Below are 13,611 nucleotides of genomic sequence, written 5' to 3' on the forward strand. Positions count from 1 at the left end.
ATAACAATCAACTCAGCAACCTGCCGCCAGAAATCTGCCAACTCTCCAACTTGAAGTGGCTATCCCTCAATAACAATCAACTTAGTAGCCTGCCGCCAGAAATCTGCCAACTCTCCAACTTGAGAATGCTATTCCTCGCTAATAATCAACTCAGCAGCCTGCCGCCAGAAATCTGCCAACTCTCCAACTTGAGAATGCTATTCCTCTCTAACAATCCACAATTAAGCTCGCCACCGCCTGAAATTGTTGAGCAGGGAACGGAGGCAATTTTGACCTATCTTCGAGCCAGGTTAGAAGCTAAAGGATAATATTTTTCTAAGCTGCTAGTAGTTGGTGAAGAGGATGCGGGTAAAACATCATTAACAGCGCTACACGATGAAGACTTTCACACCCGCGAATCCACTACCCACGGCATTGAAATTAAATGGCTTTTAACAGCACTATTGCAGGGATTATCAAGGTATATTTGACTAGAATTAAGGTATTATAGCGATTATTATTTGGATACCATGAGCGGTAGGGGTTTACAGAAGTGCGCCTCTACAACTGACACGCCAGTTTAGCTATAAATTAATATCTACCGTTTTACGGGTATTAGAAAAATGAAGTTTACAGACTGGGTGACTAGAGTGCTACTAATCTGGCTGATGTTCGCCACTTTAATTGTAGTGCTGCTAATTGGACGAGCAACAAAATTACACAACAATCCGACAATATCCCGTGCAGCCAATCCACAGGTTACAGCTTTCAGTAAATATCCCCAGGCGCAATTTCAATCAGCGAAAGAGCCAGAGAAGAAATTTCAAAATGTTATCAAGTCCCCAGTCAAGACTAACCAGCCTGTAGCAAGGTATGTAACCACTCAAGCTTTTGCACAGTACAGACCTAATTATCAAGTTGTCGCAGTTAACCCAACTAACTATGGAGAACGGTATACCCAAGATGCTAACGGACTTCCTCTCACCAACCAACCAATTATCGTCATCCATGAAACTGGTTATTCAGCTTCTAGCGCCATCAATTTCTTTCAAGTAGCCCATGACGATGAAAGTGTGCAAGCAAGTTACCACGCTTTAATCAAGTTAGACGGAACGGTAGTTTATCTAGTACCACCAGAAAAGCGGGCTTTTGGTGCAGCTAACTCAGTATTTGAGACTCCACAGGGAGTGGAAACTGTGCAGACTAATCCAACTTTACCCGCGTCTGTGAATAATTTTGCTTATCACGTCTCTTTGGAAACACCCCCAGATAGTTATGACAGTGGCAGTCAACAAACCCATAGTGGCTATACGGAGGCTCAATATAATTCTCTTGCTTGGTTAATTGCTCAAAGTCAAGTCCCGGACGATCGCATCACTACGCACCATTTAGTAGACCGCTCTGGTAAAAAAGTTGACCCGATAAATTTTGATGGGAATAAATTTCTCAGCTTACTTAATACTTATCGTCAGGTTAAACCAATTTATCAAGTCAGCAAATAAATTATTCAATCTTGTGGGCTGGGATCTTGCCATATTTTGCCCTCACCCCCAGCCCCTCTCCCTTGGGGTTATCCATTACCCGGATCTTTCTTAGAGGATGTTTGAAAAGTCATAATTGATGTATCAAATATTTTTTACCCCACCCTAACCCTCCCCTTAGAAAGGGGAGGGAACCAGATTTTTCTTGTTTCCCCCCTTTACAAGGGTGAATTAAGGGGGGGGGTGATAATGTAATTAAAATTACAGCTAACTACTTTTCAAACAACCTCTTAACAAACAGACAAAATACTTAAAAATAGAGCGAAACGCTTGATGGGTATAGTTTTGAGAGAAAGTATAGTTGCGGGTGATGGTGCATCATGCAAAAATGGGCAGAGTCAGAATTGCAACAAACAGACTTAGGAGATGAGAGAAGAAACAAGCGCTTAGTACGTATTGTGGAAGATTTGGCAGCGCAGCCAGCTAGTAGCGTACCTCAAGCTTGTAGAGACATAGCGGCGAAAGTGCAGCGTATGATTTTTGGAATTCACCATGCAACTTTTGTCTTTAAAGTCAAGATTCAAGATCAACCCTTGCTACTAACAGTGATAAAAATTGCACATTCTAAAGATTATTAAAGCTTATCTGGAAAAGCGATCGCCTACATGCCACCCAAGGGCAACCAACATAAAACTTCAAGATTTACTCTACCACTACGCAACTAAAAATTTCACAAAATCTCTGCCAACTTTACCACCAGACTATCTGCTAAATCTAATAACCTGATGTCATCTGTATCAATACTATGTCCTTCACCAGCTAACAGATTTTTTACAGCAGATAACCTGTCATTGGTTTGGGAAATTCTCCAAGATTCATCTAAGTTTAATGCAAAATCAAAGAGCGATCGCTCTCCTAAATGCTCTCTTACCCTAATAGCTACACTATCATTACTTACCAGAAATTCTTTAATAGTATCTAATTGAAAATTACCTAATATTTCATCATGTCCCCACGTTTCAAGCCAGTCTCCCTCCACATCTTCAACGTAAATATTGACAAAATCAACCCCATAAGTTAGCCAGTTTTGCTGCATTTGTCGTGCTGTCGCTAAAGCTTCAGCAAACGTATCTACTTGATTGTTGCAGTGAGTTTCTCTTTGATTAGCCATAAAAGCTCTAATTAGCACGTAAGTATGTAGGCTAGACACAAATCTGAAATATCAAATTCCTGAAATTTCACGAAAATTTTAAATATTTGCCACCAGAAAGATAATCACTGTTATACAGGGCCACGTTGACTAACTGGTTCACAAAATTAGCATCCTTAGGATTGTAACTTAAGAACAATCCTCTCTCGATTTCCCACGATCGCAGTGTATTTTGCCAAGCCTCGTACTTTTGATGATTAAGTTCTTCACTAACACTGGTAACTTGAATGCACAGTGGTTGATTGTTACGACTAACAATTAAATCTGTTGCCATAGAAAGGTCGGCAATATAACGCTGCCAAAAACTACCTTCTCGACTGACAATATCTTGAGCTATAGATTTAATGATATCATGATCTACCTGATTAAATTCGCCTGCCATTAGTTTTTGTTTCCAAATATAAAACTTGGAGTCACTTGCATTGAACCATCTGGGAAAGAGATAACCATACCAATATCTCTCAATCGGCGTCATTTGCTCGAATTTTGCTTTTTGTTCTTCTGAAGGTAGGGATTTGATTATCAGCCAAATTGTAGAATCCGTAATCACCTCTAGGAGAAAGGCAAGGACAAAAGGTTTTGCAGTCAGGGAACCTGGCTTAATATCCTTTACCCAGCGATTGATTTCATCTAATCTTCTCGCTAAATTATGATCTATCGAGGAGGCTTGCTCGATAAGGGACTTTAGCTTATCCTTAATTTCTTGTGCTTGCAAACGATGCCCTACTTTCAGAAGATTACGCTTTTTTTACACACTTTTAACTAGATTTTAACTTGAAAATGTCTTTAGTTAATTTCCTGATGTCATTAAATATTCTCTAGGTCGATGCCCTGTGTACGTAATACCTCCCGCAGTCGAGCAATTTCTTGCTCTGCTTGTTGGGCATGTTCTTCTGCCTGTTGGGCACGTTCTTCTGCCTGTTCGGCACGTAAACGTTGAAGTTCCGCCAATTCTTCTGATGATAGTATCAATTCATTTTCAGTAGTGAAGAATCTTAATTTACCTTCATAAACTCCCAAATAAAGTTCTAACTGCTGACTCCACAAACGGCCATCAGTGGTTACTTGGATTTCTTGATACTTACCATCAACTAAATGAAATCCTTGAAGTTCCATTGTTACAGGGTCAAACCAGAAATAATCTGGTGTACGGAATGTATCTTGGTAAACTTGTTTTTTTAAACCTTTATCAACTGCTGTCGTTGAGCTTGACAAAATTTCCACAATCACATTTGGATATTTGCCGTCTTCTTGCCAAACTACCCAACTTTTACGGTCTTTTTTCTGGGTTCCCAAAACTACAAAAAAGTCTGGGCCGCGAAAATATTCTGATTTTTTCTGGTTAGGACTGTAGTAAATCGTCAAATTGCCAGAAGCATAAAAATCTTGTTTATCTCGCCACCACAATTTGAGGATGCGAATCAGCAAATCGATTTGTTCTCGGTGTAGGTCACTTTCCAAGGGTGGTTCGTCACTCAGTATATCGCCAGGAGGAAAAATAACTTCGTCTTCTGAAATACCATCAGAGATGATTTCTAGAGTAGCAGGTTCAGACATCAGCGATCGCTCCGCAATTTATTTACTGAAAACTTGGTAACTGACAAATAGCTTTGAAAACTTGCAATAACTCAATTGCATCTGGAGATTCGCTTAAACTTAATAATGGCATTAACTGATAATTTGGCTGTTCGTCACATCTGAGATAAACAAATTGATAACGCAATCCGTTAGTTGCCAGTCCCCAAACAGACGGTTGTTGGTCTAAACTTTTAAAAGCATAAGTGAGTAATTGAGGTAAACCTTCACCCACTTCAATCGCACTATTTTTCGTTTCAATTACTACAACCCAAAAAGGCGGCGCAATATTACTTTGGGGATTGTTGATTGCTAAAATATCCATCCGTCCGGTAATTCTTCTGTCTTCATCTTCGACTGCGATCGCAATGCTATCTTCCATTGTCAACCGAATCGGCACATCGTAAAATCCCGCTAACCGCATTAATGGTGCGATCGTTATAAATTTCACCAACCCTTCAGAAATTTTACCAAGCCTGAGATAACGACGGAAGTCGTTTCTAATTCGCAATAAATCTTCCTGTTCAAACTTTGTCAACGGTTCTAAATTTAAGAAGTCTGTGAATGAACCATCTGAAAGTTCTTCTAGTTTGAGAAAGCGATGAACATCGTTGAGAGATAAGCTGCTAGCTTCAACAGTGAGCGTCATAGTTTCAGGCGTTGTTTGTCAAGACTACTTATATTTTGCAACATTGGCGGTAGATAGGTTGCAATGTAACGTCTTTACATTTCTTGCTCGCTTGCTTTTGCTAGATAAAAATCAATGTAAACTAAATAACTCGGCAATTTCTATCTAGCTTAACGAAAATCTAAACATTGTCTAGCACAATTGGGCTAAGAATGGTTTTTAGTAACAATAGCGATCGCACTCATAACTAACCATGTCTCAACCAACTATAGAATCAATCCTCCAAGAGAATCGCCTCTTCCATCCTCCCTCGGAATTCTCGCAGAATGCCCATATCAAAAGCCTGGAAGACTATCAGCGCCTCTACGATAAAGCCAAAGCCGATCCACAGCAATTTTGGGCAGATTTGGCTGGAACAGAATTAGAATGGTTCCAAAAATGGGATACAGTATTAGATTGGCAACCACCTTTTGCTAAGTGGTTCGTTGGTGGTAAAATAAACATTTCTTACAACTGCCTTGACAGACATCTCACTACCTGGCGCAAAAATAAAGCAGCATTGATTTGGGAAGGAGAACCAGGTGATTCGCGTACCCTAACTTACGCCCAACTGCACCGGGAAGTTTGCCAGTTTGCCAATGTATTGAAGCAACTGGGTGTAAAAAAAGGCGATCGCGTTGGTATATATATGCCGATGATTCCGGAAGCTGCGATCGCTATGTTAGCCTGTGCCAGAATTGGCGCACCCCACGGCGTAGTATTTGGTGGTTTTAGTGCCGAAGCTTTGCGCGATCGCTTAATTGATGCTACAGCTAAACTGGTAATCACGGCTGATGGTGGTTGGCGCAAAGATGCGATCGTCCCTCTCAAAGAACAGGTAGATAAAGCCTTAGCTGATGGTGCTGTTCCCAGTGTAGAAAATGTCCTCGTTGTCAAGCGCACCGGACAAGAAACTTATATGCAGTTGGGCGGACGCGATCATTGGTGGCATGATTTGCAAAAAGGAGTATCAGCAGATTGCCCCGCCGAACCAATGGACAGCGAAGATATGCTGTTTGTCCTCTACACTTCTGGCAGTACGGGCAAACCGAAGGGTGTAGTGCATACAACTGCTGGTTATAATTTGTATACCCACATAACCACCAAGTGGATCTTTGACCTTCAAGACACAGATGTATATTGGTGTACCGCCGATGTAGGTTGGATTACGGGACACAGCTACATTGTCTATGGTCCTCTTTCCAACGGTGCAACCACTGTAATGTATGAAGGTGCGCCCCGTGCTTCTAATCCTGGTTGTTTCTGGGATGTAATTGAAAAATACGGTGTGAATATTTTTTATACCGCACCTACGGCAATTCGGGCATTTATTAAGATGGGCGAACAACATCCCAATGCACGAAACTTGTCTTCGTTGCGTTTGTTGGGAACCGTCGGCGAACCGATTAACCCAGAAGCTTGGATGTGGTATCAGAAAGTAATTGGTGGCGATCGCTGTCCAATTGTTGATACCTGGTGGCAAACGGAAACCGGCGGTATTATGATTACACCGCTACCGGGAGCAATCCCCACAAAACCCGGTTCCGCAACTCTTCCCTTCCCAGGAATTATTGCAGATGTCGTGGATTTGGAAGGAAACACCGTACCCAATAACGAAGGCGGTTATCTAGCAGTGCGACATCCGTGGCCAGGAATGATGCGGACAGTCTACGGCGATCCAGAACGCTTCCGCCGCACCTACTGGGAACACATTCCACCCAAGGATGGTAACTATACTTACTTTGCTGGTGATGGTGCAAGGCAAGATGAAGACGGCTACTTCTGGGTAATGGGTCGTGTGGATGACGTACTGAACGTATCAGGACACCGACTCGGTACAATGGAAGTAGAATCAGCCTTAGTTTCGCATCCAGCAGTTGCAGAAGCGGCAGTAGTGGGTAAGCCAGATGAACTTAAGGGTGAAGAAGTAGTTGCTTTTGTGACTTTAGAAGGCACTTATCAGGGAAGTGAAGAACTGAGTAAAGAACTCAAACTGCACGTTGTCAAAGAAATTGGTGCGATCGCTCGTCCCGGAGAAATCCGCTTTACAGATGCTTTGCCCAAAACGCGATCGGGTAAGATTATGCGGCGCTTATTGCGGAATCTAGCTGCTGGGCAAGAAGTCTCTGGAGATACTTCAACATTAGAAGATCGGGGTGTGTTGGATAAGTTACGGGAAGGTGTGTAAATAATTGCCAATGAGCTTAATAGGGGCGTACATATATGCGCCCTTATCGTCTCTCTTGTGATGCATTACGCGCTAACGCAGGCCAATTTATCATAAAGATTAGAACATTATTGAGGCATTCAAGGCGATGAAGGTGAAGTACAAATCCAAATCAGCATTTGTTCAACCTATTGGCTGTATGATGCTGAGTATTATAAGTGTAATGGGGATATCACCATTAGTCTTAGCGGTTCCTGGACAAGGTTCTTTGCATTCGCCAGAACAGTCTGCACGGAGACAACCACAACAACTAGCACAGTTTTCAGACACAGGGACACCAGAGCGATCGCAACTCCTGCAACAAGCCAATAATTTATTTAGTCAGGGAGACTTAACAGGTGCAGAGGAAAATTTACGCAAATTAATTAAAAAATTCCCAGAAGATGCCTTCGGACACTTTCAACTAGGAAATGTACTTTTTCGGCAAAAGAAACCAGAAGATGCAATTAGCTCTTTTCGAGAAGCTATTCGCCTCCGGTCAAAATACGCTCTAGCTTACAATGCGATCGGTATGGTTTATGCAAGCCAAAGTCGCTGGCAAGAAGCCATTACTGAATATCAAAAAGCTCTGGAAATTAATCCTAATTATGGCGAAGGGCTAACTAATTTTGCACTAGCATTGTGGCAAACAAATAAAAAAGACGAGGCGCTATCTTCTTTAGAAAAAGCTTTAAATATTTTCAAAGAACAGAATAGAGGTGAAAAAGTTAACCAAGTAGAACGAATTTTAAAAGAGATCAAAACTGCTGATGATCCTGGTGTTTCCTGAAAATAATATTATTCAGTGGATAATTAAAAAGAGTTGCTGCGATCGCCTTTAAGAATGCTTTGCCAGAAATGCGATCAAAGGCAAAGATTATGCGGCAATTGTCGCATAATCTTGGGTTGTAAATAAAAAATAGGTTTGAAACTGATGACGATAAACCCTTTTATTCCCTCTGCTATGTCTTGTGGTCAATAATTCGTTACTCCAAGATTCAAGGGAGGAATTGTGATGAAACCCAAGATTCATAAAAACAATCAGTGGCAACGGATATGTGACGGATTTAATATATGGTTGATTCATCCTTTTAAAATCCATAAGTTGCCTGTTTTCATGCTCTTAGTTCTGGTGACAGCTTTTTTGTGCGTTATTGCTTTTCCTGTTGCTGCAACTATAGAGACACAAAATATCGCAACTCTTGGAGTGTCAATTCAAAATCCTTCTGCACAAACACAAGACTTGTTGCAACAGGGGAAAGTGCTGTATGAGGCAGAAAAATTTGCAGAAGCGGTTAAAGTTTTGCAACAAGCAGTTAAAAGTTTTGGCAGTCAAGGCAATGAATTACAGCAGGCTGTAGCATTAAGTAATTTGGCGTTGGCATATCAAAAACTGGGTAATTTGCCACCAGCGCAACAGGCAATTACAGATAGCTTGAAGTTGCTCGAAAAATCATCTCCTGCCCAAAATCTTCAGGTTTTGGCTCCAATTCTAGATATTCAAGGTAGTATTCAACTAGACTTGGGACAAGCTGAACAGGCACTTAACACCTGGCAACGTGCGGAAGCCAGCTATAAGCAATTAGGCGATCAAAATGGCATTATCCGCGATCGCATCAATCAAGCACAAGCATGGCAAGTTTTGGGATTTTACCGTCAGGGTTTAAGAATCTTGACTAAATTGCAGTATCAGTTACAATCAAAACCTGATTCAGTCAGTAAAGCAGTAGAATTACGGGCTTTCGGGAATGCTCTGCAATTAGCTGGAGATTTGGATCATTCCCGTCGGGTATTAAAGCAAAGTTTGTCAATCGCCCAAAAATTGGATTCTCCCCAAGATGTGAGCGCTGCTTTGTTTAGTTTAGGCAACACAGCACAAGGACAGCAAGATTTTAAAGGAGCAATAGAATTCTATCAGCAAGCTGCTGCGATCGCTCCTAACCAAATTAGCAAAGTTCAGGCTCAAGTTAATCAGTTGAACTTACTAGTGAACACGGGACAAACAGCCGCCGTGCAGACACTATTGCCGCAAATCCAAACTCAACTGGCACAACTACCTGCTTCTGTGAAAACTATTTATGCACAGATTAATCTAGCTCAAAGCTTGATGAAATTCGGGACTACACCCGAAGCGATCGCTCAAATTTGCGCCAGAGCTTTGCAACAAGCTCAAGATTTAGCAGATAAACGAGCCGAGAGCTTTGCTCTGGGAACTCTAGGTAGTGTATACAAACAAACTAAACAATGGTCAATAGCCCAGAATCTCACCGAACAGGCACTGCTCGTAGCCGAAACAATCAACGCCCCAGATATCGCTTATCTTTGGCATTGGCAGTTAGGACGCTTGTTAAAACAGCAGGGAGAGATAGAGAGCGCTATTGCTAACTATGATACTGCGATCAGTGAGTTGCAGACTCTCCGTAGTGACTTAGTGGTTATGAATAGAAATGTCCAGTTTTCCTTTAAAGAAAGTGTAGAACCTGTATATCGAGAGTCCGTAGAATTATTGTTGCAGTTTCAGCAAACTCATCCAAGCGAACTAACCTTAGACAAAGCTAGACAGAGGATTGAAGCACTTCAACTGGCGGAATTAGACGACTTTTTTCGGGAAGCTTGCATTAATGCCAAAACTGTTTTGCTTGACACAGTGGTAGATAAAGATAATCCCACAGCCGCAATTATTTATCCAATTATTCTGCCTACTCAACTTCAAGTGATTGTCAAAATTCCTCAACAACCATTGCGTAGTTATACAGTAAATAAGTCACAGAATGAGGTAGAAGGTACTATAAAACAACTCAGAGAGTATCTATTAGAACCCGATCGCAATGAAGAAGTGCAGGCGTTATCACAAGAAGTCTATGGGTGGTTAATCAAAGAAATTGAGTCAGATTTAAAGGATAGTGGAGTCAAAACCCTTGTATTTGTACTAGATGGCATATTGCGAAATGTGCCAATGGCTATACTGTATGACGGTCAGCAATATCTGGTAGAAAAATACGCTGTAGCACTCAGCTTGGGACTCCAGTTACTCGAACTCAAACCCTTGACACAAACAAAACTCAATGTACTAGCTGCCGGGTTAGTGCAACCACCACAAGGCTTTCAACAGGAATTTCCACCGCTACCAGAAATTAAATCAGAATTCGACTCTATTTCCCAAGCGATCGCATCTACTACCCAGTTACTAAATCAAGACTTCAACAGTAAAAACCTAGAGAGTAAGGTAAATACTGTGCCATTTAATGTGTTACATCTGGCAACCCACGGTCAATTTAGTTCCAATGTTGAGAATACTTTTATACTTGCAGATGATGGCCCGATCAACGTCACGGAATTTGATAGCCTACTGCGCCGTCGAGATCAAACTCGCTCAGAAGCTTTGGAAATGTTGGTGTTAAGTGCTTGCCAAACTGCTACTGGTGACAATCGCGCCACACTAGGGTTAGCAGGAGCATCCGTGAAAGCTGGTGCCCGTAGTACCTTGGCTTCACTATGGCATATCAATGATAAATCTACTGCTATTTTAATTGGTGAATTTTATCGTGAGTTAGTTAAAACTGAGGTGACAAAGGCTGAAGCCTTACGTCGTGCCCAAGTAAAGTTGTTAAATGATTATCCCAATTACAGTCGTCCTGGTTACTGGGCACCTTATGTTTTAGTTGGTAACTGGCTTTGACAAACTCTATCCACTTATTGAAGTTTCTACCCGGATTTCTCACCACATCTCTCAAAATCTTGTGCAGGGGAGCAGGGGAGAGTTCTTCACTTTAGTATCCAAGCATTGGTTTGATATCATGTCCGCTTGATTGCTTATTAAACCCGAAGAACCCCCAATACGGTTCGGTTAAAGGGGAAAGGGAAAGGGGGAAAAACTTTTAACCCTTAACCTTTAACCTTTTCCCCAAAGGTAATTCTGAGTTCAAAATGCTTATCCGAACCGTATTGGAAGAACCCCACCCCGCCAAAGCGTAGCTTTGTCTCCCCGCAAGCCTACGGTGTACACACAAGTCGAATTACCCCCCTTAATCCCCCAGGGCTGTTTCATTCCCCAAAGAGCTTTAAAAATCAAGGGTTATAGCAATTAAAAATTAGTTATTTTGTTACTAGCGTGCCGATGAAACCAACTATTTTACTGATATTTCAGTGCTTAAATATTCATCTCTTCGTCACGCTTACTTACAATTTTCTTGCTAACCATCTTGACAAATCCTGTTTGAAATGGAATGAATCAGCCCTGCCTTTATAAGGGGAGGGTTAGGGTGGGGTAAAACCTTGGCTAATCAACTATTTGAGTACTTGTATGTACACCGTAGCCCCGCAAGTGGGGTGGGGTGTAATAACTGTGGTTAGCATAACTAATTATGCGGACATGATATGAGAATATAATCTGCCTAAATTCAGCTTTGTAATAAGTAGATAATGTTGAAATAGAAATTTATAGAACTTGATGTCATTGAATTGCAGGAGATTGAGCCAGATTGAATGCGTGAGAACAATGATTGCTGAAATGTTTTACTGAAACAGTGAATAAATATGACAAACAAAAAATCTTTCATTTTGCGTGCTGAAGAGATTGCCGACAGTATGCAGACCTTCTCTCACCCTTGGAATCCAAATTCGGAAATATCGGGGACATATATGGGACGCACGGTTGGGCTAAAGCGGACTGGGGTCAACTATGCTGTTATTCCTGCGGGGAAAGAATCTTTTGTTTACCATTCCCACCACTGTGAGGAAGAATGGATTTATATTTTATCAGGACAAGCGATCGCAGAAATCGATGGGGAAGAATTTGAGGTTTTCCCAGGAGACTTTATGGCATTTCCAACTCCTTCAGTAGCCCACCATCTCAGGAATACAGGAGACGAAAACTTAGTTTACTTAATGGGAGGAGAAAATCTTGATGTGGAAATTGCAGATTTTCCCCATCTGGGAAAACGGATGATTCGACGTGGCGATTCTGTGGAAATCTTTGATAAAAAAGACGCTAAAGCATTTGGTTAGGCAATACTTTTTGGTTAACGGGGAAAGGGGAAAGGGAAAAGGTTTGAATTCACCTTTCCCCCTTGCCCTTTAACCTTTTCTCAGGCAAAAAGAGAGATTTTTAGGCTTATCCGAAAAGTATTGTTTGGTTAGGCAGTTAGTCTTAAACCCTGCATTTAGCAAGCTTGCGAGGTCTGGGTAAAGGGGAAAGGGCAAGGGGGAAAGGATTTAAACTCTTTACCTCATCAAGGTAATTTGGCAAACTAATAGTAAAACACGATACGTCTTAGCAGTAATATCTTTGATGAAAAATATCTTCATCTGTGCAGTTGTCATCTGTACAACTTGTATTTACCCAATTAAGACATCAGCAGGAGAAAAACCTTCTGCGATTTTTCATGCATTTGATCAGCAGTACACTGATATCGAAAAGTTTGTATGTGAAATAGGGAAGCAAGGATATTCTCACATTCAAATTTCTCCAGCCCAAAAATCTAATCCTGCTCCAGAATGGTGGGCACGCTATCAACCTTTAGACTACAGCATTATCGAAGGTAGAGGTTCGCTCTTGAATTTAAAAAACCTTATTAGTAAAGCCCACAGTTGTCAAGTCAAAGTGATTGCTGATGTTGTTTTCAATCACATGGCTAATTTAGATGGCAATGATGATTTTGAAGATTTAAATAAATTTCCAGGTCTTTCTATAAATGACTTTAATTCGGACTCAAACCGTCCAGGAAAAAAATCTTGTAACATTAATTATAGTGATGGCAACAGAGATTCAGAAATTAATTGTTGGTTAGGTGGACTTCCTGAATTGAAATTTACCAATAATGTTAAAACAATTCAAAAAGCTCATTTAAAAAAATTGCTAGATTTAGGAATTGATGGATTTCGGTTTGATGCTGCCAAGCATATCCCAGCAGATGTTGTCAAAGAGTACATCCGCTATGTGGATCAACAAAGTCAAGGAAAAGCATGGAATTATCTTGAGGTAATCACAGATAGCGATACCAGTGCAGAAAATTATAATTGGATTGCTGCTGTCACAGATTTTGTTCTCTACAATTCAATGAAAAATGCCTTCAGCTTTGGTGGCGATTTGCGTTCTCTGCGAGTTCCCACAGCCATAAACGATCCGCGTAGTGTCACTTTTGGCAGAAACCACGATACTATCCGTGAGATTAATTCCAATGCCATTAACCCCTATAGCGATCCTTCTGACTCTTTTCTCGCAACAGCCTATATTTTGGCGAGAGAAAGTGGCACTCCTTTAATACTCAACTGGGATAATAGAGATGCTGCTTTTATCAAATATGGTGTCAAATTCCGCCAAATTATGCATCAACGGAGAACTCAGGGGAAAAATACCAAAGAAAATGTTTTAGCAGTAATTGATAGTCCGACTGTATTGCTAATGGAGCGAGGCAGTGAAGGATTCTTTGTTGTCAATAAGAGACTATTTATAAAGTAAATCTAAAGAAGGCTAGCCAAGTATAATTGCAAA

The 13,611-nt window shown here is 41.1% G+C and carries 11 protein-coding genes and 1 pseudogene; 8 read left to right on the top strand and 4 right to left on the bottom strand.

Features of this window, described 5'->3' with window-relative positions; genetic code table 11:
- The 3 genes and pseudogenes from RMY27_RS31790 to RMY27_RS31800 all read left to right on the top strand — a co-directional run.
- Positions 1-308, top strand: a 308-nt coding sequence (locus RMY27_RS31790; RefSeq protein ID WP_322668806.1) for a leucine-rich repeat domain-containing protein, incomplete at its 5' end; no start/stop codon positions are given.
- A gap of 294 nt (positions 309-602) precedes the next feature.
- Entirely contained in the window at positions 603-1,481 is an 879-nt protein-coding gene (locus RMY27_RS31795; protein ID WP_322668807.1) for a peptidoglycan recognition family protein, read from the top strand.
- A 359-nt stretch (positions 1,482-1,840) separates the two neighbouring features.
- Positions 1,841-2,013: pseudogene (locus tag RMY27_RS31800) on the top strand (transposase); the annotation flags it as partial.
- Between the two features lie 177 nt (positions 2,014-2,190).
- On the opposite strand, the gene RMY27_RS31805 reads toward RMY27_RS31800, so the two are convergent.
- The 4 genes from RMY27_RS31805 to RMY27_RS31820 form a co-directional block, all read right to left on the bottom strand.
- On the bottom strand, positions 2,191-2,631 hold the full coding sequence (locus tag RMY27_RS31805) for a hypothetical protein (protein ID WP_322668809.1): 441 nt from the start codon (positions 2,629-2,631) through the stop codon (positions 2,191-2,193).
- A 67-nt stretch (positions 2,632-2,698) separates the two neighbouring features.
- Positions 2,699-3,385 (bottom strand): hypothetical protein, encoded by a 687-nt coding sequence (locus tag RMY27_RS31810; protein ID WP_322668810.1) that lies wholly within the window; start codon positions 3,383-3,385, stop codon positions 2,699-2,701.
- A 92-nt stretch (positions 3,386-3,477) separates the two neighbouring features.
- Positions 3,478-4,227, bottom strand: a complete 750-nt coding sequence (locus RMY27_RS31815; protein ID WP_322668811.1) for a Uma2 family endonuclease — start codon at positions 4,225-4,227, stop codon at positions 3,478-3,480.
- Positions 4,228-4,249: 22 nt separating this feature from the next.
- Positions 4,250-4,894 carry a restriction endonuclease subunit R gene (locus RMY27_RS31820; RefSeq protein WP_322668812.1) on the bottom strand — a complete coding sequence of 215 codons (645 nt, stop codon included), beginning with the start codon at positions 4,892-4,894 and terminating at the stop codon, positions 4,250-4,252.
- A gap of 232 nt (positions 4,895-5,126) precedes the next feature.
- Between RMY27_RS31820 and acs the strand changes: the two genes are divergently transcribed.
- The 5 genes from acs to RMY27_RS31845 all read left to right on the top strand — a co-directional run bounded on the left by acs (position 5,127) and on the right by RMY27_RS31845 (position 13,578).
- Entirely contained in the window at positions 5,127-7,100 is a 1,974-nt protein-coding gene (gene acs, locus RMY27_RS31825) for an acetate--CoA ligase (RefSeq protein ID WP_322668813.1), read from the top strand.
- 127 nt (positions 7,101-7,227) lie between these two features.
- Positions 7,228-7,908, top strand: a complete 681-nt coding sequence (locus tag RMY27_RS31830; protein WP_322668814.1) for a tetratricopeptide repeat protein — start codon at positions 7,228-7,230, stop codon at positions 7,906-7,908.
- Between the two features lie 327 nt (positions 7,909-8,235).
- Positions 8,236-10,797, top strand: coding sequence for a CHAT domain-containing protein (locus tag RMY27_RS31835; RefSeq protein ID WP_322668818.1), 2,562 nt, complete (start codon positions 8,236-8,238; stop codon positions 10,795-10,797).
- A gap of 857 nt (positions 10,798-11,654) precedes the next feature.
- The gene (locus RMY27_RS31840; protein WP_322668815.1) at positions 11,655-12,125 is read left to right on the top strand and encodes a cupin domain-containing protein; all 471 of its coding nucleotides are present in this window, start codon (positions 11,655-11,657) and stop codon (positions 12,123-12,125) included.
- Between the two features lie 283 nt (positions 12,126-12,408).
- On the top strand, positions 12,409-13,578 hold the full coding sequence (locus RMY27_RS31845) for an alpha-amylase family glycosyl hydrolase (RefSeq protein WP_322668816.1): 1,170 nt from the start codon (positions 12,409-12,411) through the stop codon (positions 13,576-13,578).
- The last annotated feature ends 33 nt before the right edge of the window (positions 13,579-13,611 follow it).

The organism is Nostoc sp. DedQUE09 (assembly GCF_034530915.1).
GTDB lineage: Bacteria > Cyanobacteriota > Cyanobacteriia > Cyanobacteriales > Nostocaceae > Nostoc.